Raw genomic sequence first — 25,686 nt, forward strand, 5'->3', positions numbered from 1 at the left:
GCAGCTTCGGGATCGCCTTGCCGCTTCCTTTGTTTGATCCGAACGGCAAGGATGATCAGCCGATCGTCATCAAATTCGCATTGCCGCCCGCCGCGGCCGTATTCACGCTCACCGAGCGCTCCGTCAGGAGCCGTTCGAGCGCGTAGTCTTCCGCATCGCCGTTCTCGAACGCGCCCGCCGACACGCCCTGCACCGACACGATCGGGCCCGGCCGCTGCGCGACGTCCTTCACGAGCGTCTGCAGCTCGTCGCTGTCGCCCTCGAACAGCACCGCGTCGAACGGCGCGTCGGCCTGCTTGCGCACGGCCGCGTGCGCCTTCAGCGACGCCGGCAGCGCGGCCGCCAGCGCCTCGCCCGCCGCGCCGGCGAACAGCGCGCGGTTGCCCGTCGCCAGCACCGCCGCGAACTGCGCACGCGCGCCGCCCGGCGTCGCCGCGACACACAGCACCGTGCCGCGCGGGCCGAGTGTATACGTGTTTCGCTCACCCGTCGGCCCGCTCAGCACGGCGGTCGCGCCGGCCGGCACCTGCGCGAGATAGCCGTCGCAGCGTGCGGCCAGCGCCGGCTCGCGCTGCTCGATCAGCCAGTCGCGCAGCGTCGCGAGCGCCGCCGCCGGGTTGCCGCGCGCATCGCTTTCGGTCGCGCCGTCCGCCACCAGCGACTGCGCGAGCGAGCGCGGCAGGCCCGACGGACGCGTCGCGAGCAGGCGCTGCAGGTACAGCGCGCCGCCGGCCTTCGGGCCCGTGCCCGACAGCCCTTCGCCGCCGAACGGCTGCACGCCGACCACCGCGCCGATCACGTTGCGGTTCACGTAGATGTTGCCCACGTGCGCATTCGAGATCACGTGCGCGATCGTCTCGTCGATCCGCGTGTGGATGCCGAGCGTCAGCCCGTAGCCCGTCGCGCGGATCTGCTCGAGCAACTTGTCGAGCTGGCTGCGGCGGTAGCGCACCACGTGCAGCACGGGGCCGAACACTTCACGCTTGAGCTCGTCGATGCTGCCGATCTCGATCAGCGTCGGCGGCACGAAGGTGCCGTGCGCGCACGCGTCGGGCATCGGCAGTTGCGTGACCGCATGGCCCTTGTCCTTCATCGCCGCGACGTGCGCGTCGATCGTCTGCTTCGCTTCGGCGTCGATCACCGGGCCGACGTCGGTCGACAGGCGGTCGGGGTTGCCGAGCGACAGCTCGTGCATCGCGCCCTTGAGCATCGTCAGCGTGCGGTCCGCGACGTCGTCCTGCAGACACAGAACGCGCAGCGCCGAACACCGTTGACCGGCCGAGTCGAACGACGACTGCATCACGTCCGCGACGACCTGCTCCGCGAGCGCCGACGAGTCGACGATCATCGCGTTCTGGCCGCCCGTCTCCGCGATCAGCGGAATCGGCTTGCCGTCCGGGTCGAGGCGCGCGGCGAGCGTCTTGTTGATCAGGCGCGCGACTTCGGTCGAGCCCGTGAACATCACCGCCCGCGTGCGCGGATCGGCGACCAGCGCCGCGCCGACGGTCTCGCCGGTGCCCGGCAGCAGTTGCACCGCGCCGGCCGGCACGCCGGCCTCGCGCAGCAGCCGCACGGCCTGCGCGGCGATCAGCGGCGTCTGTTCGGCCGGCTTCGCGAGCACCGTGTTGCCGGCGGCGAGCGCCGCGGCCACCTGGCCCATGAAGATCGCGAGCGGGAAGTTCCACGGGCTGATACAGACCACGGGGCCGAGCGGACGGTGCGTGTCGTTCGAGAATTCGCCGCGGATCTGCGCCGCGTAGTAGCGCAGGAAGTCGACCGCTTCGCGGATCTCGGCGATCGCGTTCGGCAACGACTTGCCGGCTTCGCGCACGATCAGGCCCATCAGCGTGTGCATCTGCGCTTCGAGCAGGTCGGCCGCGCGCACCAAGCAATCGGCGCGCGCATCGACCGGCGTCGCCTGCCAGATCGGCGCGGCGGCCACCGCGTGCGCGAGCGCCGCGCTCACGTGCTCGGCCGTCGCTTCGCTGACCGTACCGACCACGTCGCGCTGGTCGGCCGGGTTGCGCACGTCGCGCGCCGGTGCGTCGGCGAGCGCGTCGTCGGCGAGCATCGGCGCCGCGCGCCACGGGTGATGCGCGCTCGCGAGCAGCGCGGACGACAGCGACGCGAGACGGTGTTCGTTCGACAGGTCGAGGCCCATCGAATTGGGACGTTCGTCGCCGTACAGGTTGCGCGGCAGCGGGATCTTCGCGTGCGGCGCGCCGAGCGGCACGACCTTCGACGCTTCATCGACCGGGTCGGCGACCAGTTCCTTCACCGACACCGTTTTATCGGCGATGCGGTTCACGAACGACGTGTTCGCGCCGTTTTCCAGCAGGCGGCGCACCAGGTACGCGAGCAGCGTCTCGTGTGTGCCGACCGGCGCGTACACGCGGCACGGGCGGTTCAGCTTGTCGCGGCCCGTGACTTCCTCGTACAGCGGCTCGCCCATCCCGTGCAGGCACTGGAATTCGTACTGGCCCGGGTAGTAGTTCTGGCCGGCCAGGTGATAGATCGCGGCCAGCGTGTACGCGTTGTGCGTCGCGAACTGCGGGTAGACCGCGTCGGGCGCCGCGAGCAGCTTCTTCGCGCACGCGAGGTACGACACGTCGGTGTAAATCTTGCGCGTATAGACCGGATAGCCTTCGAGGCCGTCGACCTGCGCGCGCTTGATTTCGGTATCCCAGTACGCGCCCTTCACGAGGCGGATCATCAGGCGGTGGCGGCTGCGGCGCGCGAGATCGATCAGGTAGTCGATCACGAACGGGCAGCGCTTCTGGTAGCCCTGCACGACGAAGCCGATGCCGTTCCAGCCCGCGAGCTCCGGATCGAAGCACAGCGCCTCGAGCAGGTCGAGCGACAGTTCGAGCCGGTCGGCTTCTTCCGCGTCGATGTTCAGGCCGATGTCGTAGCGGCGCGCGAGCAGCGCGAGCGCGCGCACGCGCGGCAGCAGCTCGCTCATCGTGCGGTCCTGCTGCGAGCGCGAGTAGCGCGCGTGCAGCGCCGACAGCTTGATCGAGATGCCCGGGCCTTCGTAGATGCCGCGGCCGCCGGCCGCCTTGCCGATCGCGTGGATCGCCTGTTCGTACGACGCGTAGTAGCGCTGCGCGTCCTCTTCGGTCGTCGCCGCTTCGCCGAGCATGTCGTACGAGTAGCGGAAGCCGCGCGCTTCGTACTTGCGGCTGTTCGCGAGCGCTTCGGAAATCGTCTCGCCGGTGACGAACTGCTCGCCCATCAGGCGCATCGCCATGTCGACGCCCTTGCGGATCAGCGGCTCGCCGCCGCGGCCGATCAGGCGCGTGAGCGCCGACGACAGCCCCGCTTCGCTGTTGGTCGTCACGAGCTTGCCGGTGATCATCAGCCCCCAGGTGGCCGCGTTCACGAACAGCGACGGCGCGTGGCCGACGTGCGAGCGCCAGTCGCCCTTGCTGATCTTGTCGCGGATCAGCGCGTCGCGCGTCGCGCGATCGGGAATGCGCAGCAGCGCTTCGGCGAGGCACATCAGCGCGACGCCTTCCTGGCTCGACAGCGAGAACTCGTGGATCAGCCCTTCGACGCCGCCGCCCGAGCTTTTCTCGCGCAGCGCCTCGACCAGCTTCGTCGCGAGCGTCTGCACGTCCGCCTGCAGGTTCGCGGGCAAGCGCGCCTGGCCGAGCAGGAACGGCACGCACTCCGGTTCCGGGCGGCGGTACGCGGCCGTGATCGCCGCGCGCAGCACCGATTGCGGCTGCACGTTCTGCGCGAACTCGAGGAACGGATGCGGCGAGTTGTCGTCGTCGCCGTCCGCGGACTGACCGTCGGCGAGCTCCGTCACGCCGCTGTGGCCCGACAGCTCGGGCGGCAACTGGCCGTGCTCGATCCGCTCCAGATACGCGAAGATCGCCTGCTTGATCAGCCAGTGGGGAGTGCGCTCGAGACGCGCGGCGGCGTCCTTGAGGCGCGAGCGAAGAAGGTCGTCGACCTTGACGCCGAGAGTCGTGCTTGCCATGGTGGGTTCGTGCGCCGGTGCGAGCCCGGCAGTGTGGTGTAAGAGGATGCGCGAAATCCTACGGCACGCAATAAAAAGGTGCAACCAAATAAAGAGATGGGTTGCACCCATAAGTTAGTCAATATAATCAGCCACTTATGCGGTTGCAACCTAGGGGTTGCCCGTGGTCCGGGGATCGGTGTTTTCCCTGATCGGGCCGGTCCGGCACGCGTGTGCAACCTTCGGCATGCGCGAAAGCGGCCGAAAGCAGGTTGCACTGGATGAGGTGACGTGCCGCGGCGCCCGCGTTGGGCCGGCGTTGGGCCCGCGTTGGGCACGCGCTGGAGACGTTCGGGGCGGCGCCGCGCGGCCCACGCTTGGGATATCGGACACCGCGTCGCGCGACGGTCGCGCGGCGCGTCGCTCAGATATCCAGCGGATCGACCTCGACGCTCCACCGCAGCACACCCTTCAGCGCGCGCAGCTCCGGCTGCCAGGCGCGCAGCGCATGCTGCAGCGCCGCCCGCGACGCGCTTTCGAGCAGCAGTTGCGCGCGATGGACGTTCGCGACCTTCACGATCGTCATCGGCACCGCGTCGTACACGGTCACGCGATCCGCGCCCGGCAGCCCCGGCAACGCAGCCGCGGCCTGCAGCAGGAACGCGAGCGCCGCATCGAGCGTGCGCCCTTCGGCGCGCAGCAGCGCCTGGTAGACGAACGGCGGCAGGTGCGCGTCGCGGCGCTCGCCGAGCGTCGAATTCGCGAAGCCCACGTAGTCCTGCCGCCCGAGCGCGTGGTACAGCGCGTGACGCGGGTAGCGCGTCTGCACCATCACCTCGCCCGGCAGCCCGGCGCGCCCCGCGCGGCCGCTCACCTGCATCAGTTGCGCGAACAGCCGCTCGCTCGCGCGGAAGTCGTGCGAGAACAGCGCGGTATCGGCGTTGAGCACGCCGACGAGCGACACGCGCTGGAAGTCGTGCCCCTTCGCGATCATCTGCGTGCCGACCAGGATGTCGACCTCGCCCGCGTGCACGTCGGAAAAAAGCGCCTGCGCGCTGCCCTTGCGGCGCGTGCTGTCCGCGTCGATCCGCAGGATCCGCGCGCCCGGCACGGCTTCGGCGAGCGTCTCCTCGATGCGCTGCGTGCCGCGCCCGAGCGGCGCGATGTCGACGTTCCCGCACTCGGGGCACGACCGCGGAATGCGCGCTTCCCAGCCGCAGTGATGGCAGCGCAGCGCGTGCTCGGGCTTGTGCAGCACGACGTACGCGCTGCAGCGCGGGCAGCCGGCCACCCAGCCGCATGCATCGCACGCGAGCTGCGGCGCGTAACCGCGCCGGTTCAGGAACACGAGGCTCTGTTCGCCGCGTTCGAGCCGCGCCTTCAGCGCCGCGACGAGCGGCCCCGACAGCCCGCCCATCGACGCGCGCCCGCGCCGCCGCTCCTCTTCGAGATCGATCAGCCGCACGGTCGGCAGCGTCGCGTCGGCCACCGCGCGGCGCGACAGCGTGAGCCGCGTGTAGCGCCCCTGCTCGGCCTGCCACCAGCTTTCGAGCGATGGCGTGGCCGAGCCGAGCACGACGGTGATGCCGAGGTGCTTCGCGCGCCACACGGCCAGGTCGCGCGCCGAATAGCGCAGCCCTTCCTGCTGCTTGTACGCGGGCTCGTGTTCCTCGTCGACGACGATCAGCGCGAGCGCCGGCATCGACGCGAGCACCGCGAGGCGCGTGCCGAGCACGATCCGCGCGCGGCCCGTGTGCGCGGCGAGCCAGTTGCGCGCCCGCTCGCCTTCGGCGAGCCCGCTGTGCAGCGTGACGATCGCGTCGTCGGCGAGCGCGCCCGCGAAGCGCGCGCGAAACGCGGCCTCGAATTGCGGCGTCAGGTTGATTTCAGGCACGAGCACGAGCGCCTGCGCATCCGGCCGCGCGTCGAGCAGCGACGCGAGCGCGTGCAGGTACACCTCGGTCTTGCCGCTGCCCGTCACGCCGTGCAGCAGGAACGGCGCGAAGCCCTGCGCCGCGCGGATCGCGGCGAGCGCCTCGGCCTGCTGGTCCGTCAACGCCGGCGGCACAGCCCGTCCACTGCTTGTCGACAGGTTATCCACAGGGTTGACCACAGGCGCATCGGCCCAGCCGATCTCCTCGACGTCGACCCAGCCGCGCGCCGCCCAGTCGTCGAGCGTCGCGGCCGCCTTCGGATGCAGCGCGCGCGCGTCGGGCAGCGTCAGCGAGCCGGCGTCGACGAGCGCCTGCGCGAGCCGGCGCAGCGCGGCGCCGCGCGCGGGCAACGCGTCGGGCAGCGCCGCGCGGCCGGCTTCGGTCGGCCGGTAGCGCACTTCCGGCGCGAGCAGCCGCCCCCAGCGCCCGGCGTCGCGCAGCGCCTGCGGCAGCGCCGGCAACGCGACCTCGCCACGCCCGCGCTGATAGTAGTCGGCGGCGAACGACACGAGCGCGAGCCAGTCCGCCGACAGCGGCGGCAGGTCGGCACAGATCGCATCGACCGCGCGCAGCCGCGATGGCGGCACATCGGTGTGAGTGGTGACTTCGCAGACGAGCCCGACGGCCTGCCGCTTGCCGAACGGCACCTGCACCAGCGTGCCGGGCACGGGCGCGGGCTGCACGTCGCAGCGGTAGTCGAACAGGGTGGCGAGCGGATGGTCGAGCGCCACACGCAGGTAGGTGCCGCTCATCGACACGCTCCCGCAGCGGCGACACGCAGGGGACGGACGACGTGCACCCGCGCCCGCATCGCGACGGCGAACTTAAAGTAAAACTTCAGATTCGGCGCTAAGTTTTGGATTCGCATTAGGAATCGCCGTATACCCTGCCCAGCCTGTGGATAACTTTGTTGAGAACTCGCCGCTCAACAGCCGCAACGCGCGCAGGGCCGTGCTTTTCGCTGTTTTCCGCCGCTTCCGGCCGTGTCCCGCGAAGCCTTATTCCATAAGGCTGCTATTCAAATTACCCAACCATAGCGAGACAAATTGACCGATACGGGGCTCTACCGCGCTGCAACGTGGAAAATGTGTATAAGTCAAGTCTTGACAAGCATCGAATCGGCAACGGGAGCGGGGTTGCGTCCTGTTTAGTTTCAAAAACGAAACACCGCCATCCCGCAACGCAGCATGGCGGCGCTTGCGTTCAGCCCGCCGCTCGGCTACGGATCGCGCGGCTGTGGGTATGCACTTCGTCGACGAGTTCGGCGACGTGATCGGGCGACGTGAATTGCGAGATGCCGTGCCCCAGGTTGAACACGTGGCCCGGATGGTTGCCGTAGCTGTCGAGCACCGCGCGCGCCTGTTCGCGCACCGCGGCCGGCGGCGCAAACAGGATCGTCGGGTCGAGGTTGCCCTGCAGCGCCACGCGTCCCGCGACGCGCTCGCGCGCGGCACCGAGGTTGACCGTCCAGTCGAGCCCGACCGCGTCGACGCCGGTCGCCGCGATCTCCTCGAGCCACAACCCGCCGCCCTTCGTGAACGTGATCACCGGCACGCGCTCGCCATCGTGCTCGCGCTTGAGCTGCGACACCACGCGGCGGATATAGTCGAGCGAGAAGCGCTGGTACGCGCCGTCGGCCAGCGCGCCGCCCCACGTATCGAAGATCATCACGGCCTGCGCGCCCGCTTCGATCTGCGCGTTCAGGTACGCGGCCACCGCCTGCGCGTTCACGTCGAGGATTCGGTGCATCAGGTCGGGGCGCGAATACGCCATCGACTTCACCGTGCGGAAATCGTCCGAGCCGCCGCCTTCGACCATGTAGCACGCGAGCGTCCACGGGCTGCCCGAGAAGCCGATCAGCGGCACGCGCTGGAGGCCCTGGCCGTCGGTGAGCGCGCGGCGGATCTCGCGCACGGCGCCCGTCACGTAGCCGAGCGTCTCGTCGATGTCCGGCACCGCGAGCTTCGCGACGTCGGCCTCGGTGCGCACCGGATGCGCGAACTTCGGTCCTTCGCCGGCCTGGAAGTCGAGGCCGAGGCCCATCGCGTCGGGAATCGTCAGGATGTCCGAGAACAGGATCGCGGCGTCGAGCGGGAAGCGCTCGAGCGGCTGCAGCGTCACCTCGGTCGCGTAGTCGGGGTTTTTGGCCAGCCCGAGAAAGCTGCCGGCACGCGCGCGCGTCGCGTTGTATTCAGGCAGGTAGCGGCCGGCCTGGCGCATCAGCCAGATCGGCGTGTAGTCGGTCGGCTCGCGCAGAAGCGCACGCAGGAAGGTGTCGTTGAGCAGGTTATGGGCCACGGTAGGAGCGACGATGCGAAGGCAAAGCGGCATTTTACCGGACAGCCGCGGTCGGACCGCGCAGGCCGATGCAATGGCGGCCATATGACGCGCGCGATGGCTCCGTTATGATCGGACGCTCATATCGAACCGAACGAAGGAGGAGACCGATGAAGACATTCGCCACGCTGGCCGCGGCCGCGTTGCTGTGCTGCACCGCCGCACACGCGCAAACTGCCGCCGGCGCCGCCACGAGCGCGCCGGGCGCCGGCTCGCGGCTCGACGAGGTGCTGGCGCGCGGCACGCTGCGCGTGTGCACGACGGGCGACTACAAGCCGTATTCGTACTACCGCGCGGACGGCCGCTTCGAGGGCATCGACATCGACATGGCCGAATCGCTCGCGAAATCGCTCGGCGTGAAGGCGGATTACGTGAAGACGAGCTGGCCGAATCTCACCCAAGACTTCGTCGCGAAGTGCGACATCGCGGTGGGCGGCGTGTCGACCACGCTCGAGCGCCAGAAGCGCGTGTTCTTCACGCAGCCGTACGTGGTCGACGGCAAGACGCCGATCGTGCGCTGCGCGGATGCCGACAAGTACCAGAGCGTCGCGCAGATCGACCGACCCGAGACGCGCGTAATCGTGAATCCGGGCGGCACCAACGAGCGCTTCGCGAAGCAGTTCTTCACGCACGCGAACCTGACCGTCTATCCCGACAACGTGACGATCTTCAAGCAGATCCTCGCGGGCAAGGCCGACGTGATGGTGACGGATGCGTCGGAGACGCTGCTGCAGCAAAAGCTGAATCCGGGCCTCTGCTCGGTGCATCCGGACAAGCCGTTCCAGTTCGGCGAGAAGGCGTACATGGTGCCGCGCGGCGACGTCGTGTTCCAGCAATACGTCGACCAGTGGCTGCATCTCGCGCTGTCCACCGGTGAATATCAGGCGCTGTCGGACAAGTGGCTGAAGTAAGCGCGCGTGCAAGCGGCGGCCGATGACGGGCACCGCCCGCTGCGGCCGCCAAGTGCGAAAATCCCGCCTGCGTCGGCCGCCGGCATGCGTTGCCGTTACACCTTCGCGTCGCGCCGCGGCGCCCATGAACGGCGCGCGACCCGCCAAATTGGCCGAATGGCCGACTTCCACGCGTCTCGATCACGTTTCAAAATCTTTCTGACGAATGAATCGTCATGCGCGGTATCGATCGTGCCGTGCACTTTCTCGCGTGAAAATCGGCAATTCATCGCGCCCGATACGCGTGAAAAACGCATCGCGCGCATACCTCGAAAACGCGGCGGAAAATATGGGTAAAAATGACCTTTTTCAGGAGCCCGAAAACAGCAAAAACTCCCGGAAAGCCTTATCTGGCGGGCGTTACAACCTGAAACACTTTGTTACCGCGAGGGGTCGTTAATTCGCCCACAATGGGCCTCAACGGTTTCAACACGGATGCGGTCTCGTGTGCCAAGTGTGAGCGGACGCGAAGCGCTGCGAGCCAGTCGGTCACGTACCGAAGCCCTTCCGAGGGGCATCCCTGTTGGAGTCGTTTCCGGCCCCCGCCGGATCCGGTTTCATCTTTGGTCTCCTCGCGCTAACCCCGTAGCGTGTGGTTTTTAGCGGGCTAATAAGCCCGCTTTTTTTCGTCCATCGAAAACGTAGCGACCTGCAGGCCGCCACGTTTTTCGCGCACCGTCCCCCCTCAAGCAGTCTTCTGCACGTCGAGCTTCAGCTCCTCGATCATCCGCTCGCGCATCACGAATTTCTGCACCTTGCCCGTCACCGTCATCGGCAGTTCGTCGACGAAGCGGATATAGCGCGGAATCTTGTAGTGCGCGATCTGGCCTTGGCAGAACGCACGCAAGTCGTCCTCGGTCATCTGCTCGTCGGCGCGCAGCACGATCCACGCGCACAGCTCCTCGCCGTACTTCGCGTCGGGCACGCCGAATACCTGCGCGCTCTGAATCTTCGGATGTCGAAACAGGAATTCCTCGATCTCGCGTGGATAGACGTTCTCGCCACCGCGAATCACCATGTCCTTCAGGCGGCCGACGATGTTGCAATAGCCGTCCTCGTCGAGCGTCGCGAGGTCGCCCGTGTGCATCCAGCCGTCGACCAGCACCTCGCGCGTCTTCGCGTCGTCGTCCCAATAGCCGAGCATCACCGAATAGCCCTTCGTGCACAGCTCGCCCGTCGCGCCGACCGGCACGATGTCGCCGGCCGCATCGACGATCTTCACTTCGAGGTGCGGCTGGATGCGGCCGACCGTCGTCGTGCGCTTCTCGAGCGGATCGTCGGTCGAGCTCTGGAACGACACCGGGCTCGTCTCCGTCATTCCGTACGCGATCGTGATCTCCGACAGATGCATCTGCGACACGACGCGCTTCATCGTCTCGATCGGGCACGGCGAGCCGGCCATGATCCCGGTGCGCAGTGTCGACAGGTCGAATTTGGCGAACTCCGGATGGTCGAGCTCCGCGATGAACATCGTTGGCACGCCGTGCAGCGCGGTGCAGCGTTCCTCGGCCACCGCCGCGAGCGTCGCGACCGGGTCGAACGCCTCGCCGGGGAATACCATCGCGGCGCCCGTCGACACGCAGGCGAGCACGGCCAGCACCATCCCGAAGCAGTGATAGAGCGGCACGGGGATGCAGAGCGAATCCTGTTCGGTGAAGCGCATCGCCATCGCGATCGAGCGCGCATTGTTGACGACGTTGCGGTGCGTGAGCGTCGCGCCCTTCGGGCTGCCGGTCGTGCCGCTCGTGAACTGGATGTTGATCGGATCGCTGGCCGAGAGCGTTGCGCCGAGCGCGTCGAGCAGCGCGGGATCGACGGCCTGGCGGCCGCGCGCCATCACGTCCGCGAAGCGGAACATGCCGGCCGGCGCCACGTCGCCCATCGACACGATCGTGCGCAGGTTCGGCACGCGCGCCGCGTGCAGGTCGCCCGGCGTCGCGGTCGCGAGCTCCGGCGCGAGGGTCTGCAGCATCTCGACGTACGCGGAGCGCTTGAAGCGCTCGGCCGCGATCACGGCCTTGCAGCCGACCTTGTTCAGCGCGTATTCGAGTTCCGACAGCCGGTAGGCCGGGTTGATGTTGACGAGCACCGCGCCGATCCGCGCGGTCGCGAACTGCGTGAGCAGCCATTCGCTGCGGTTCGGCGACCAGATGCCGACGCAGTCACCCTTCACGATCCCGAGCGCGGCGAGGCCCGCTGCCAGCACGTCGACCTCGTTCGCGAACGCGCGCCAGGTCCAGCGCACCTGCTGCTCGCGGAACACGACGGCCGGACGGTCGGGAAAGCGGCCAGCCGTGTCGAGCAGAAACCGGCCGATCGTCGCGTCGGATAGCGGCACGTCGGTCGCGCCGCGCACGTACGACAAGCCGTTCTCGGGCGCGATCAGCGCCCCCTTGCCAAGGTCTGCTGCCATCGATGTCTCCGTCCGTTCTTGTCTGATCGGCCCGCGCGCGCCTGCTGCGCGCGCCTTCGCCGCAACGATCGCGACGGCGGGCCTCACTGCGGATGATGCCGCGCTCCGCTGACGATACTCTGACATCGAATCGCGACGGGCGGGTGAAATAGCACGACCGGACGGAATGATCCGACCCGCAAAACTCCGACGAAATGCGGACGAGGCGCGGACGGAACCGCGGGCGAAAAAAAAGCAGCCCGAAGGCTGCCTTCTTTCGCGGGATATGCGGCGCGGCTCAGTGCCGGCTGCGGATCTTCGCCAGACGCTGGATCGCCTCGAGCTGCGCCATCGCGGTCGCGAGCTCGGATTGCGCTTTCGCGAGGTCGAGATCCGACTTCGCGTTCTGCAGCGTTTCCTCGGCACGCTTGCGCGCTTCCTCGGCTTTCGCCGCGTCGAGGTCCTTGCCGCGGATTGCGGTATCGGCGAGCACCGTCACGGCGCCCGGCTGCACTTCGAGAATGCCGCCCGCGACGAACACGAATTCGTCGTTGCCGCCCTCGACTTCGATGCGCACCGCACCCGGACGAATCCGGGTGATCAGCGGCGTGTGGCCCGGCAGAATACCCAGCTCACCCGTTTCGCCCGGCAGCGCGACGAATTTCGCCTCGCCCGAGAAGATCTGCTCTTCCGCGCTGACGACGTCTACTTTGATGGTTGCCATATCGACTCCTGTCGATCGGAGCGGGCACTTGCGCGCCTGCGCCGATCCCATGCACGGCGGATTGAGCGTATTGCGGTCGGCGCGACCGGCCGGGATTATCAGTCCGACTGTTAATCCCGACTAGCACGCGCCGTGCGACTCACTCGAACCCTTACGAGATCTTCTTGGCCTTTTCGAAGGCTTCGTCGATCGTGCCGACCATGTAGAACGCCTGTTCCGGCAGGTGGTCGCACTCGCCGTCGACGATCATCTTGAAGCCGCGGATCGTTTCCTTCAGCGGCACGTACTTGCCCGGCGAGCCCGTGAACACTTCAGCGACGTGGAACGGCTGCGACAGGAAACGCTGGATCTTACGCGCACGTGCGACCGACAGCTTGTCTTCCGGCGACAGTTCGTCCATGCCCAGAATCGCGATGATGTCGCGCAGTTCCTTGTAGCGCTGCAGCGTCTGCTGAACGCGACGGGTGATCGAGTAGTGCTCTTCACCGATCACGTTCGGGTCGATCTGGCGCGACGTCGAGTCGAGCGGGTCGACCGCCGGGTAGATACCCAGCGAAGCGATGTCACGCGACAGAACGACGGTTGCGTCCAGGTGGCCGAAGGTCGTGGCCGGCGACGGGTCGGTCAAGTCGTCCGCAGGGACGTACACGGCCTGAACCGACGTAATCGAGCCCTTCTTGGTCGACGTGATGCGCTCTTGCAGCTTGCCCATTTCTTCAGCCAGCGTCGGCTGATAGCCCACTGCCGACGGCATACGGCCGAGCAGTGCCGACACTTCGGTACCGGCCAGCGTGAAACGGTAGATGTTGTCGACGAAGAACAGCACGTCGAGGCCTTCGTCACGGAAGTGCTCGGCCATCGTCAGGCCGGTCAGCGCGACGCGCAGACGGTTGCCCGGCGGCTCGTTCATCTGGCCGTACACCAGCGCGACCTTGTCGAGAACGTTCGAGTCCTTCATTTCGTGGTAGAAGTCGTTCCCTTCACGGGTACGCTCGCCCACGCCCGCGAACACGGAGTAACCGCCGTGTTCCTTCGCGATGTTGTTGATGAGCTCCATCATGTTGACGGTCTTGCCCACGCCAGCACCGCCGAACAGGCCAACCTTGCCGCCCTTCGCGAACGGGCAGATCAGGTCGATGACCTTGATACCCGTTTCGAGCAGTTCGGTCGACGGCGACAGTTCGTCGAACGCCGGTGCCTTCTGGTGGATCGAACGCGTCGTTTCGCTTTCAATCGGGCCGGCTTCGTCGATCGGACGGCCGAGCACGTCCATGATACGGCCGAGGGTCGGCTTGCCGACCGGTACCGAGATCGGCTTCGCCGTGTTCTTCACGGTCAGGCCGCGGCGCAGGCCGTCGGATGCACCCAGACAAATGGTACGGACCACGCCGTCACCCAGCTGCTGCTGGACTTCGAGCGTCAGTTCCGAGCCATCGAGAATGAGCGCGTCGTAGATCTTCGGCATGCTGTCGCGCGGGAATTCCACGTCGATAACGGCGCCGATGCACTGTACGATCTTGCCTTCTACCAAAGCAGCAGTACTCATCGCTTTTCCTTTAAATACCTGATTCTTTACTCGCGCAAAGGCGCAGTTGTCGTCCCGGGCGCGCGCTTAAACAGCGGCTGCGCCGCCGACGATCTCCGACAGTTCTTTCGTGATCGCGGCCTGACGGCTCTTGTTGTATACGAGCTGCAGTTCGCTGATCACCGTCTTCGCGTTGTCGGACGCGGCCTTCATCGCGACCATGCGCGCCGATTGCTCGGACGCCATGTTTTCCGCGACGGCCTGGTACACCAGCGCCTCGACGTAACGCACGAGCAGTTCGTCGACGACTGCCTGCGCGTCCGGCTCGTAGATGTAGTCCCACGACGTCGCCGGCGTACCGTCATCGGCTTCGAAGTGTTCCGACGACAGCGGCAGCAGCTGCTCGATCACGGCTTCCTGCTTCATCGTGTTGACGAAGCGCGTGTAAGCGATATAAACCGCCGACAGCTTGCCTTCCGAGTACAGATCGAGCTGCGTCTTCACGGCGCCGATCAGCTTGTCCAGGTGCGGGGTGTCGCCGAGGTGCACGACCTGCGACATCACCTTCGCGCCGAAGCGGTTCAGGAACCCGAGGCCCTTGCCGCCGATCGCGGTGGCTTCGACCTTCTGGCCCTTCTCTTCCAGCTCCTTGAACTTCTGCACCGTCGCACGCAGCACGTTGGTGTTCAGACCACCGCACAGACCCTTGTCCGTCGTGACGAGGATGATGCCGGCCGTCTGCGCGCCGTCGTTCGCCACCATGAACGGGTGGCGGTACTCCGGGTTCGCACGGCTCATGTGCGCGGCGATGGCACGGACCTTGTCCGCATACGGACGAGCGGCGCGCATGCGTTCCTGCGCGCGACGCATCTTCGATGCAGCCACCATCTCCATCGCCTTCGTGATCTTGCGCGTGTTCTGCACGCTCTTGATCTTGCCGCGAATTTCCTTCATTCCAGCCATAGCTTGCTCCTTTGCGCCCCGAATTAGCGCTTTAGCGCTTTACTCGGGGCTCATGCATCGCTCACCGAAGCGGCGCGGGCGCATCAGCACCCGCGCGGCCTCCGTGTGTCACTCGCGGATCAATAGGCACCGGACTTCTTGAAGGATTCGATCGCCGCGCGCAGCGCGCCTTCGTCGTCCTTCGAGAGATCCTTGGTGTCTTCGATACGCTTGATGAGGTCAGCGTGGCTGGTCTTCAGGTTGTCGCGCAGGCCCTTCTCGAACGACAGCACTTGCTTGACGTCGAGATCGTCGAGGTAGCCGTTGTTCGCGGCGTACAGCGACACGGCCAGTTCCCAGACCTGCAGCGGCTGGTACTGCGGCTGCTTCAGCAGTTCCGTCACGCGGCGGCCGCGCTCGAGCTGCTTGCGGGTCGCTTCGTCGAGGTCCGATGCGAACTGCGCGAATGCAGCCAGTTCACGGTACTGCGCGAGGTCGGTACGGATACCGCCCGACAGCTTCTTCACGACCTTCGTCTGAGCGGCGCCGCCGACGCGCGACACCGACACGCCGGCGTTGATTGCCGGGCGGATGCCTGCGTTGAACAGGTCGGTTTCCAGGAAGATCTGGCCGTCGGTAATCGAGATCACGTTCGTCGGAACGAACGCGGTCACGTCGCCTGCCTGCGTTTCGATGACCGGCAGTGCCGTCAGCGAGCCGCTCTTGCCCTTCACTTCGCCGTTCGTGAACTTCTCGACGTACTCTTCCGACACGCGAGCCGCACGCTCGAGCAGACGCGAGTGCAGATAGAACACGTCGCCCGGGTACGCTTCACGGCCCGGCGGGCGGCGCAGCAGCAGCGAGATCTGACGGTATGCCCAGGCCTGCTTGGTCAAGTCGTCATAGATGATCAGCGCATCCTGGCCGCGGTCGCGGAAGTATTCGCCCATCGTGCAGCCGGCGTACGGTGCCAGGTACTGCATCGCGGCCGAATCCGACGCCGAAGCGGCGACGACGATCGTGTATTCCAGCGCGCCCGTTTCCTCGAGCTTGCGCACCACGTTCATGATCGACGAAGCCTTCTGGCCGATCGCGACGTAGATACAGATCAGGTCCTTGCCCTTCTGGTTGATGATCGCGTCGAGCGCCACCGCGGTCTTGCCGCACTGACGGTCGCCGATGATCAGCTCACGCTGGCCACGGCCGATCGGCACCATCGCGTCGATCGACTTGATGCCCGTCTGCACCGGCTGCGACACCGACTTGCGCCAGATCACGCCCGGGGCGATCTTTTCGATCGCGTCGGTCAGCTTCGCGTTGACCGGGCCCTTGCCGTCGATCGGGTTGCCGAGCGCGTCGACCACGCGGCCGACGAGTTCCGGGCCGACCGGGACTTCGAGAATGCGGCCCGTCGTCTTGACGATGTCGCCTTCCGAGATGTGTTCGTATTCGCCGAGAATCACCGCGCCGACCGAGTCGCGCTCGAGGTTCAGCGCGAGACCGAACGTGTTGCCCGGAAACTCGAGCATTTCGCCCTGCATCACGTCCGACAGGCCGTGGATACGCACGATACCGTCGGTCACGGAGATCACGGTGCCCTGGTTGCGAACGTCTGCGCTCGCTTCAAGGCCCTGGATCCGGCTCTTGATCAGCTCGCTGATCTCAGAGGGATTGAGTTGCATTATTCGCTCCTGATAGTCAATTCTGTTGCGTGCCGGCGTGGCGCTCAGGCGGTCAAGGCAGCCTGCATCGATGCGAGGCGCGCGCGAACCGAGGTGTCGAGCACTTCGTCGCCGACCGTCACGCGCACGCCGCCGATCAGCGACGAATCGACTTCGACCGTCGGTTTCAGCTTGCGCTTGAACTTGCGTTCGAGGCCCGAGACGAGACTGTCGAGATCCGCGCCGTTCAGCGGGAACGCGCTCACGATCTCGGCGTCGGCTGCGCCTTCACGTTCGTTCTTGAGCGCCTCGAACTGCTCGGCGATTTCCGGCAGCAGCGCGATGCGATGATTGTCGACCAGCATCTGCACGAAGTTCTTCGCTTCGGCGCCGGCCGCGAGCGGCGACTTCACCGCAGCAAGCAGCAGCTCGGCTACTTGCGTGCGCGTCACCTTCGGGCTCGACGCGACCGACAGCACTTCCGGCAGACGCGCAACCTGGGCCAGCTCTTGCACGAGCGTGGACCAGGCGGCGATGTCACCGCCCTCGGCCACGCGGAACAGCGCTTCTGCGTAAGGGCGGGCGATGGTTGCAAGTTCGGCCATGATCAGAGCTCGGCTTTCAGTTGATTCAGCAGTTGGGCGTGGGCCGTTTGATCGACTTCGCGCTTCAGGATCTGCTCGGCGCCCTTCACGGCCAGCGCGGCGACTTCGCCACGCAGCGCTTCGCGCGCCTTCACGATTTGCTGTTCTGCTTCCGCCTTCGCCTGGGCGACGATGCGGGCGGCTTCAGCCTGGGCGTTGGCCTTGATTTCCTCGGCGACCGCCTGCGCACGCTTCTCAGCGTCGGCGATGCGCTGCTGGCCGTCGTTGCGGGCCTGCGCGAGTTCCTGGTCCACGCGCTTGTGCGCTGCGTCGAGTTCCGCCTTGCCCTTCTCCGCGGCGGCGAGGCCGTCGGCGATCTTCTTCGAACGTTCGTCGAGGGCGTTGATCAACGGCGGCCACACGAATTTCATCGTGAACCACGCGAGGACCAGGAACACGACCATTTGCGCAAACAGAGTTGCGTTGAGATTCACGGTGTTTCCTTATCTGCTATTCCGGAAAAATGAAACGGTAAGGCGCTCATCGAGTTGCATTCGATCAGCGCCCCAAGTCTCCGTTCCGCCCTGCGCCGGCTCACGCCGGACGCATATTTCCGAGGAACCTTAGCCTGCGAGCTTCGACAGGAGCGGGTTCGCGAACGCGAACAGCATTGCGACACCCACGCCGATCAGGAATGCAGCGTCGATCAGACCAGCCAGCAGGAACATCTTCGTTTGCAGCGGGTTGATGAGTTCCGGCTGACGTGCGCAGGCTTCGATGTACTTGCCACCCATCAGCGCGATACCGATACAGGCGCCGATTGCACCCAGGCCGATGATGATGCCGATACCGATGGCGGTCAGACCCTGGATGTTGGCGATGTAAGCTTGCATGATCACTCCTTTGTGAAAAGACTTGGAACTGAGATTTAAAAAACTAAAACGAAGACTCTTTGTTGCACGCCGCGCTTAGTGCTTGTCGTGCGCCTGGCCGAGATACACCAGCGTCAGCATCATGAAAATGAATGCCTGCAACAGAACAATCAGGATGTGGAAGATTGCCCAGACGCTACCCGCGATCACGTGACCAACGAAGCCGAGGAACGTTGCGTCGCCACCGAAGCTCCACATGCTGCCGAGCAGGGCGATCAACAGGAACAACAGCTCACCCGCGTACATGTTGCCGAACAGCCGCATACCGAGGGAGACGGTCTTTGCGAGATATTCGACGATGTTGAGCGCGAGGTTAGGGATCCACAGCAGCGGGTGGGCGCCGAACGGGGCCGACAGCAGCTCATGCACAAAGCCGCCCGCGCCCTTGATCTTGATGCTGTAGTAGATCATCAGGACGAACACGCCGAGCGCGATGCCGAGCGTGCCGTTCAGGTCGGCCGTCGGGACGATGCGATGGTGGGAAATCACGTCCGACAGACCGAGCAGGCCGATCACGCGGCCCGGCAGGTCGACCGGGAGGAAGTCGAGGGAGTTCATCAGCGCGACCCACACGAACACCGTGAGGGCGAGCGGCGCGATGAAGGTGCGATTGCCGTGGACGATGGCCTTCGATTGATCCTCGACCATTTCGACGAGCATCTCGATCGCGCACTGGAAGCGGCCCGGCACGCCCGAGGTCGCCTTGCGGGCGGCCAGACGCAGCAGGACGATCGTCACGATGCCGCATACGATCGACCAGAACAGCGTGTCGAGATTCCAGACGTGGATATCGAAAATCGACGTCTGATGCGAGGTGGAGAAATTCTGCAAGTGGTGCGCAATGTACTCGGACGGATCCGGACCGCGCGTGCCTTCGCTAGCTGCCATATCGTTAATGCCACCCAAATTGTCGAAAATCGTTTTGCCCCGTTCCGCAACACGCTATTGCGGGAACGGGCCGGTGCGGTTCGTTGTCGAAACCGCACGCTGCTTGTTCCTTACCGCCAGGCCAGCGCGATCCAGTACGTCTTCAGCACGACGAGGTACGTGACGAGGAACGGCACCCAGTGCACGCCGGCCCAGCCGAACGCCACCGCGGTGAACATCCCGATCGTCAGAGCGAGTTTCAGGGCTTCGCCCATCACCCAGCTCATCACGGTGGCCGAGCCACCTGCCTTCAGTCGTGCCACGAATACCGCACTGGGTACCCAGCCGATCGCTCCGCCCAGAAACGCGGATTGCGCAGCGGCGCCCGGCGACTTCGAAAACAGCCACCACGCCAGCGTTGCAACCAGGGACAGGACCACTTGCGCGAATACCACCTTGTAGGGGGTCACGCGCGAGGGCTTGCTCACGTTCGGGCCGAACAGCCTTTCGGCCTCTGCCCGCGTCAGCGGAACGATGTTGTTATCTTGCTGCTCGACATCCCAGTCATCGCCGGGTTCACGCCGCTCGCCGGCCGCCGAAGCGGTGCGTTGCGTGCGCTGATCATCGTGCCTGTCGTCCGGCGCCTGACCCGCCATCGCAATCTTCCGCTGAAATCCCTGAACCCGACCCCAAGCTTTCTGAAAGCTTTCAGGGGTGCCTAGCTAACAAATCCGGGCGATTGTAAGCGATAGTTGCAAGTGATTCAAGGCTTTAGACGCGACAAAAACCTGCATAAAACGACGCCTCATGATGTGAAAAACCATGCGATTCGGCGACGTACGATGACAGTTGTAAGGTCGGTTTTCCGCACCGGTATTTCTTGCGCGAAAAAGTCAGGTGCCGGGGCAAACGGCGGGAAACGATACCCGATACGGGCCAGGACGAAGCGGCGCGATTGCCGTCGGGAATTCGCTGCAACGCAGCCGGCGGAAACGATTCGCCCCGATGCCCGGGAACAAGCGAAACGCCACGGCCCAACCCTCGCGCCGCGCGCGAAATTCGACCGGATGTTCACGCAGCGATTCATCCGGTCAGTTGTCGCGCCGCCACAGATGTTCGACTGTGGATGGCGGCACTTATCAACAACCATCGATCAGCGTGAATGCCGTGCGCCCAACCCGTCGCTCGAACGGCTTCCCCGCGCCGCCGCGTTCAACCGTGCACGAGCAGCCACGCGCCGAGCGCCGCGCTCACCAGCGCGAACGGAATCGACACGAGGTGGAACGGCAGCCACATGCGCGGCTCCTTCGCGAGACGCACCGCGATCAGGTTCGCGAGCGAACCGATCGCGAACCCGAAGCCGCCGACCGATACGCCGAATGCAAGCGCGCGCCAGTCGTGCGTGAACTCCGACAGCAGGATCGCGGCCGGTACGTTGCTGATCACCTGTGACAGCACGGCGCCGGCCGCATAGACGCGCAGCGGCGAATCGAGTTGCGCGTGCGCGATCGCGTCGTGCACGACGGGCAGCGCGGCCGCGCTGCGCAACACGACGAACATCAGCACGAAGATCAGCAGCAGAAGCCAGTCGATCTTCAGGACTGCGTCGCGTTTGACGGCAAGCAGCACGACGGCGACGCCGACGAGGCCCGGCAGCGGATGATGCGCATCAGCGAGCAGCACGAACGCGGCGAACAGCACGGCCGCGATCAGCGCTTGCATGCGCTGGACGGGAAGCGCAACGGCGTCGCCGGACAGGTCGAGCGGCTTCGCGCGGAACATCAATGCGGTCAGCGCGAGCAGCAGCGCCATCAGCGCGAGGGCGAGCGGGCCGAGCGTGACCACGAAACGGCCGAACGACACGCCGCTCAATTGCCACAGGAAAAGATTCTGCGGATTGCCGAGCGGTGTCGCGACGGACCCCGCGTTGACGGCCAGCGCGACGACGATCACGAGCCGCCGGAACGGCAGCGGCGTCAGCGCGCGCAGCGATACCATCAACGGCACGACGACGAACAGCGCGACGTCGTTGGTGAGCCACATCGACAGCACCGCAGCGAAGCCGACGAGCAGCATCGCGAGCCCGCGTTCGGAATGCACGTGATGCACGATGCGATGCGCGAGCCACATCAGGCAGCCGGACAGCTCGAGCGCCTTGGTCAGCATCAGCAGGCCCGCGAGTGTCGCGACCGTCTGCCAGTCGACACGATCCGCGAGCACCGAAAATGGTTGCGGACGCACCCATTGCAGCACGATCAGGCCAAGCGCAAGCACCGACAGTACCGGTTCCTGCGCAAGCCAGCCGAGCCACCGGCGCGGCGCCGGTGCACCCTTTTGCGTCATGGGTTGCCCGTTACTCTTCGGTCGCGACGTTGCCGCGCAGACGCGCGAGAATGCCCTCGAGCGCGTCGAGGTTGCCGAAGTCGATCAGCACCTGCCCTCGCCCGCGGCGGCCGAGCTTGATCTTCACCGTCGACGCGAGCAGGTCGGACAACTCCTCTTCGAGGCGACGCGTATCGCGGCCGCCATCGTCCTTCGCACGCGCCTTCACGGCCGGGGCTTCCTTCGTCGTGTGCGCGACGAGCTTCTCGGTCTCGCGCACCGACATGCGCTTGTTGACCACCTGATGCGCGAGCGTGATCTGCGTGGCCGCGTCGACGGCCAGCAGCGCGCGTGCGTGCCCCATGTCGAGATCGCCGGCCAGCAGCATCGTCTGCACCGGCGACGCGAGGTTCAGCAGGCGCAGCAGGTTCGATACCGCGCTGCGCGAACGGCCGACCGATTCGGCCGCCTGTTCGTGCGTGAAACCGAACTCGTCGAGCAGACGCTGGATGCCGTGCGCTTCTTCGAGCGGATTCAGGTCCTCGCGCTGGATGTTCTCGATCAGCGCCATCGCCGCGGCAGCCTGATCGGATACGTCCTTCACGAGCACCGGCACTTCGTCGAGGCCGGCCAGGCGCGCCGCGCGGAAACGCCGCTCGCCCGCGATGATCTCGTATTTGTCTGATGAAATGGGCCGTACCAGGATCGGCTGCATGACGCCCTGGGCGCGAATGCTTGCCGCCAGCTCCTGCAGGCTGCCCTCGTCCATCCGCGTGCGCGGCTGGTACTTGCCGGCTTGCAGCTTGCCGAGCGCGAGCGTGTTCGGTGCCCCTTCGATCTTCACCGCTTCGGTGATATCGGGACTGCCGCCGAGCAGCGCTTCGAGGCCACGTCCCAAGCCCTTCTTCTTTGGTACCGCGTTCATGTCTTTCTTCCTCGCTTCGCTCATGTCCGGATCACGACACCTCGAACGCGCGCACGCGCTCGATCATCTCGGCACCGAATTGGAGATACGCCTGCGCACCGCGCGAGCTGCGGTCGAATACGACGCCCGGCAACCCGTAACTCGGCGCTTCCGCCAGGCGCACGTTGCGCGGAATCACCACGTCGAACACCTTGTCGCCGAAGTGCGCTTTCAGTTGATCGGAGACTTGCTGCTGCAGCGTGATGCGCGGATCGAACATCACGCGCAGCAAGCCGATGATCTTCAGGTCGCGGTTCATGTTCGCGTGAACCTGCTTGATCGTGTTGACGAGGTCCGACAACCCTTCCAGTGCGAAGTACTCGCACTGCATCGGGATCACGACGCCATGCGCCGCGCACAGGCCGTTCAGCGTCAACAGCGACAGCGTCGGCGGGCAATCGATCAGGACGAAATCGTAGTCGTCGGCGACGCGCTCGAGCGCGGCCTTCAGGCGGCGCTCGCGGTTGTCGATGCTGATCAGTTCGATCTCGGCGCCGGACAGCTCGCGGTTTGCGGGGAGCACGTCATAGGTGACGCCTTCCGGACGCACGCGCGCGTCGGTCACCGACACGCCGTCGACCAGCACTTCGTACACGGTCGCTTCGCAGGCGGCCTTGTCGATCCCGCTGCCCATCGTCGCGTTGCCCTGCGGGTCGAGATCGATCAGCAGGACGCGTTGCTCCTGCGCTGCAAGGCTTGCGGCGAGATTGACCGATGTCGTCGTCTTGCCGACGCCCCCCTTCTGGTTCGCAACGCAGAAGATCTTTGCCATCGTTGGTGTGTTCCCTTTACCTTCAAACAAACGGCGCGCTACCGCGCGCCTTCAATTCGCGTCGTCGACGGCCACTTCGAACAAATGCCGCTCCGCATCGAGCATCGGTACCGCCAGCCGGATCGTCTGCTTGACGCGGCTGCCTTCCGGCAACCGCGCAATCTCGTCGTCCGGGTGAACGCCCTTCATCGCCCAGATCGATCCGCCCGGCGCGACCAGATGACGAGCAAGTTTAACGAAGTCGGACAGATCCGCGAAAGCGCGGGATACGATCATGTCGAATTTTTCCGGCACTTCGACCCCCGGCCGCAGCGATTCGACGCGGCCGGTCACGACCGACAGGTTCGCGAGCTTCAGCTCCGCGCGCATCTGCGTCTGGAAGGCCGACTTCTTCTGCACGATATCGTTCAGCGTGACCTGCCAGCCCGGCTCGACGATCGCCAGCACGATACCGGGCAGCCCGCCACCCGAGCCGACGTCGAGCACACGCGCCGACGCACGGCCACGCAGATGCGGGACGATGGAAAGCGAGTCGAGGATATGCTGGATAAGCATCTGCTTCGGGTCGCGGATCGCGGTCAGGTTGTAGACCGCATTCCACTTGCCGAGCAGCGCGACATAGTCGAGTAGCTGGTTGCGCTGCGTATCCGTCAGCGCGAGGTCCAGTGCCGTCGTGCCTTCGACGAGCATCTGTTCCAGTACGTCCCGGTTAACCGCCGGCGCGCGACGCGCCGTCATCGTTGTGTCGGGACGGTGCCGTCCCCCTGCTCCGCGGCCTCTGCGGCCATGCCGTTACGGCGGCCCAGGCCGCGACGCTTCAGGTGCACCATCAGCAGCGAGATTGCTGCCGGCGTGACGCCCGAGATACGCGACGCCTGCCCGATCGTTTCCGGCCGGAACTCGTTGAGCTTCTGGCTGACCTCGAACGACAAACCACGGACCTCGCGATAATCGATACCGTCCGGCAGGCGTGTGTTCTCGTTCGCGTCGTTGCGTTCGATCTCGGATGCCTGGCGCTCGATATAGCCCTGATACTTGATGCCGATCTCGACCTGTTCCTTGATCTGCTCGAGCAGCACCGGGTCGTCCGTCAGCGGCTCCGCGGGGCCACATTCTCCGCCCTTCAGCCCGCACACCCCGTCGTAGCTGACACCCGGGCGACGCAGCAGCTCCGCGAGGCTGTATTCGTGGTCGATTGCCTTGCCGAGCAACGCCGTCGCTTCTTCCGCCGGCAGCGTCTTCGGCGTGACCCACGTCGACTTCAGGCGTTCGGTTTCACGTGAAACAGCGTCGCGTTTCCGGCTGAAAGCGTCCCAGCGGACGTCGTCGACCAGCCCCAGCTCGCGGCCAATCTCGGTCAGGCGCATGTCGGCATTGTCTTCACGCAGGCTCAGGCGGTATTCGGCCCGGCTCGTGAACATCCGGTACGGCTCGGCCACGCCGCGCGTGACGAGATCGTCGACCAGCACGCCCAGATAGGCCTGGTCGCGACGCGGGCACCACGCATCCTTCTCCTGCACGTAGCGCCCCGCATTGAGACCGGCCAGCAAGCCCTGCGCAGCCGCTTCTTCGTAGCCGGTCGTACCGTTGATCTGGCCCGCAAAGAACAGCCCGTTGATCGCCTTCGTCTCGAGCGACGCCTTCAGCGCACGCGGGTCGAAGTAGTCGTATTCGATCGCGTAACCGGGGCGCAGGATATGCGCGTTTTCCAGGCCGCGCATCGAATGCACGAGCTCGAGCTGCACGTCGAACGGCAGGCTCGTCGAGATTCCGTTCGGATAGAACTCGTTGGTCGTCAGCCCTTCCGGCTCCAGGAAGATCTGGTGAGATTCCTTCGACGCGAACCGGTGGATCTTGTCTTCGATCGACGGGCAATAGCGCGGGCCCACGCCTTCGATCACGCCTGTATACATGGGCGACCGGTCGAGACCGCCGCGAATGATGTCGTGCGTGCGCTCGTTCGTATGCGTGACCCAGCACGGCAACTGCCGCGGATGCTGCTCCGCGCGGCCCAGGAATGAGAACACGGGGATCGGATCGAGGTCGCCCGGCTGCTCATCGAGCTTCGAGAAGTCGATCGTGCGGCCGTCGATACGCGGCGGCGTACCGGTCTTCAAGCGCCCCTGCGGCAGCTTCAGTTCCTTCAGGCGCGACGACAGCGACACGGCCGCCGGATCGCCCGCGCGACCGCCCGTGTAGTTGTTCAGCCCGACGTGGATCTTGCCGTCGAGGAACGTGCCAGCCGTCAGCACGACCGCGCGCGCGCGGAAACGGATGCCGATCTGCGTGACGGCGCCGACCACGCGGTCGCCTTCGACCATCAGGTCGTCGACGGCCTGCTGGAACAGCCACAGGTTCGGTTGATTTTCGAGCCGGTGGCGGATCGCGGCCTTGTACAGGATGCGGTCGGCCTGCGCACGCGTCGCGCGCACGGCCGGGCCCTTCGATGAATTGAGGATCCGGAATTGAATACCGCTTTCGTCCGTCGCGGCGGCCATCGCGCCGCCCAGCGCGTCGACTTCCTTGACCAGATGGCCCTTGCCAATGCCGCCGATCGACGGATTGCAGCTCATCTGCCCGAGCGTTTCGATGTTGTGGGTCAGCAGCAGGGTCTTCGCGCCCATGCGGGCGGACGCCAGCGCGGCTTCCGTGCCGGCATGACCGCCACCGACGACGATGACGTCAAATTCTGTGGGAAAAAGCATGGTGGATTCCGTACGCAGAGCTGCGTACGAACCTATCAGAGAAATGTATGGGCCGAATTATAGCGGGTTCGCTTTTCCCCCGAAGGCCGTCCGAATGGTAGGGTCTGT

At 65.8% G+C, this 25,686-nt stretch carries 19 protein-coding genes; 1 reads left to right on the forward strand and 18 read right to left on the reverse strand.

What is annotated here, in order from left to right; all coding sequences use genetic code 11:
- Nucleotides 1-55 precede the first annotated feature (55 nt).
- From putA to hemE, 3 genes are all read right to left on the reverse strand, one after another.
- The gene (gene putA / locus QZM15_RS23765; RefSeq protein WP_060310235.1) at nt 56-3,988 is read right to left on the reverse strand and encodes a trifunctional transcriptional regulator/proline dehydrogenase/L-glutamate gamma-semialdehyde dehydrogenase; all 3,933 of its coding nucleotides are present in this window, start codon (nt 3,986-3,988) and stop codon (nt 56-58) included.
- A gap of 403 nt (nt 3,989-4,391) precedes the next feature.
- The gene (locus tag QZM15_RS23770; protein WP_302107368.1) at nt 4,392-6,653 is read right to left on the reverse strand and encodes a primosomal protein N'; all 2,262 of its coding nucleotides are present in this window, start codon (nt 6,651-6,653) and stop codon (nt 4,392-4,394) included.
- A gap of 451 nt (nt 6,654-7,104) precedes the next feature.
- Nucleotides 7,105-8,199 (reverse strand): uroporphyrinogen decarboxylase, encoded by a 1,095-nt coding sequence (hemE, locus tag QZM15_RS23775; RefSeq protein ID WP_302107369.1) that lies wholly within the window; start codon nt 8,197-8,199, stop codon nt 7,105-7,107.
- A 149-nt stretch (nt 8,200-8,348) separates the two neighbouring features.
- Here hemE and QZM15_RS23780 point away from each other — a divergent pair, with 149 nt between their 5' ends.
- Nucleotides 8,349-9,149: a transporter substrate-binding domain-containing protein gene (locus tag QZM15_RS23780; RefSeq protein WP_060966445.1), complete on the forward strand. Its 801-nt coding sequence runs from the start codon at nt 8,349-8,351 to the stop codon at nt 9,147-9,149.
- A 724-nt stretch (nt 9,150-9,873) separates the two neighbouring features.
- Here the strand turns inward: QZM15_RS23780 and QZM15_RS23785 are convergent.
- From QZM15_RS23785 to mnmG, 15 genes are all read right to left on the reverse strand, one after another.
- Nucleotides 9,874-11,601, reverse strand: coding sequence for an AMP-binding protein (locus tag QZM15_RS23785; protein ID WP_302107370.1), 1,728 nt, complete (start codon nt 11,599-11,601; stop codon nt 9,874-9,876).
- A gap of 277 nt (nt 11,602-11,878) precedes the next feature.
- Entirely contained in the window at nt 11,879-12,304 is a 426-nt protein-coding gene (locus QZM15_RS23790; RefSeq protein WP_006477288.1) for a F0F1 ATP synthase subunit epsilon, read from the reverse strand.
- 151 nt (nt 12,305-12,455) lie between these two features.
- Nucleotides 12,456-13,850 carry a F0F1 ATP synthase subunit beta gene (atpD, locus tag QZM15_RS23795; RefSeq protein ID WP_011350527.1) on the reverse strand — a complete coding sequence of 465 codons (1,395 nt, stop codon included), beginning with the start codon at nt 13,848-13,850 and terminating at the stop codon, nt 12,456-12,458.
- Between the two features lie 66 nt (nt 13,851-13,916).
- Entirely contained in the window at nt 13,917-14,792 is an 876-nt protein-coding gene (gene atpG / locus QZM15_RS23800; protein ID WP_034209645.1) for a F0F1 ATP synthase subunit gamma, read from the reverse strand.
- 119 nt (nt 14,793-14,911) lie between these two features.
- Nucleotides 14,912-16,453 carry a F0F1 ATP synthase subunit alpha gene (atpA, locus tag QZM15_RS23805; protein WP_040142775.1) on the reverse strand — a complete coding sequence of 514 codons (1,542 nt, stop codon included), beginning with the start codon at nt 16,451-16,453 and terminating at the stop codon, nt 14,912-14,914.
- Nucleotides 16,454-16,497: 44 nt separating this feature from the next.
- Complete coding sequence (locus QZM15_RS23810) at nt 16,498-17,037, reverse strand: F0F1 ATP synthase subunit delta (protein WP_034188172.1); 540 nt, start codon at nt 17,035-17,037, stop codon at nt 16,498-16,500.
- A 2-nt stretch (nt 17,038-17,039) separates the two neighbouring features.
- Nucleotides 17,040-17,510, reverse strand: coding sequence for a F0F1 ATP synthase subunit B (locus QZM15_RS23815; RefSeq protein ID WP_006477283.1), 471 nt, complete (start codon nt 17,508-17,510; stop codon nt 17,040-17,042).
- Nucleotides 17,511-17,639: 129 nt separating this feature from the next.
- A complete protein-coding gene (atpE, locus tag QZM15_RS23820) occupies nt 17,640-17,909 on the reverse strand; it encodes a F0F1 ATP synthase subunit C (protein WP_006482730.1) in 270 nt (89 codons plus the stop codon).
- Between the two features lie 75 nt (nt 17,910-17,984).
- A complete protein-coding gene (gene atpB, locus QZM15_RS23825; RefSeq protein WP_012492242.1) occupies nt 17,985-18,836 on the reverse strand; it encodes a F0F1 ATP synthase subunit A in 852 nt (283 codons plus the stop codon).
- Nucleotides 18,837-18,946: 110 nt separating this feature from the next.
- Nucleotides 18,947-19,471: an ATP synthase subunit I gene (locus QZM15_RS23830; protein WP_302107371.1), complete on the reverse strand. Its 525-nt coding sequence runs from the start codon at nt 19,469-19,471 to the stop codon at nt 18,947-18,949.
- Between the two features lie 556 nt (nt 19,472-20,027).
- Nucleotides 20,028-21,158: an SLC13 family permease gene (locus QZM15_RS23835; protein WP_099315916.1), complete on the reverse strand. Its 1,131-nt coding sequence runs from the start codon at nt 21,156-21,158 to the stop codon at nt 20,028-20,030.
- 10 nt (nt 21,159-21,168) lie between these two features.
- Complete coding sequence (locus QZM15_RS23840; RefSeq protein ID WP_302107372.1) at nt 21,169-22,062, reverse strand: ParB/RepB/Spo0J family partition protein; 894 nt, start codon at nt 22,060-22,062, stop codon at nt 21,169-21,171.
- A gap of 31 nt (nt 22,063-22,093) precedes the next feature.
- Complete coding sequence (locus QZM15_RS23845; RefSeq protein ID WP_059580499.1) at nt 22,094-22,873, reverse strand: ParA family protein; 780 nt, start codon at nt 22,871-22,873, stop codon at nt 22,094-22,096.
- A 51-nt stretch (nt 22,874-22,924) separates the two neighbouring features.
- A complete protein-coding gene (rsmG, locus tag QZM15_RS23850; protein ID WP_099315915.1) occupies nt 22,925-23,611 on the reverse strand; it encodes a 16S rRNA (guanine(527)-N(7))-methyltransferase RsmG in 687 nt (228 codons plus the stop codon).
- On the reverse strand, nt 23,608-25,578 hold the full coding sequence (mnmG, locus tag QZM15_RS23855) for a tRNA uridine-5-carboxymethylaminomethyl(34) synthesis enzyme MnmG (protein WP_302107373.1): 1,971 nt from the start codon (nt 25,576-25,578) through the stop codon (nt 23,608-23,610). Before mnmG ends, rsmG begins: the two co-directional genes overlap by 4 nt.
- Nucleotides 25,579-25,686 lie beyond the last annotated feature (108 nt).

This window comes from Burkholderia sp. AU44665, from assembly GCF_030504405.1.
GTDB classification, from domain to species: domain Bacteria; phylum Pseudomonadota; class Gammaproteobacteria; order Burkholderiales; family Burkholderiaceae; genus Burkholderia; species Burkholderia semiarida.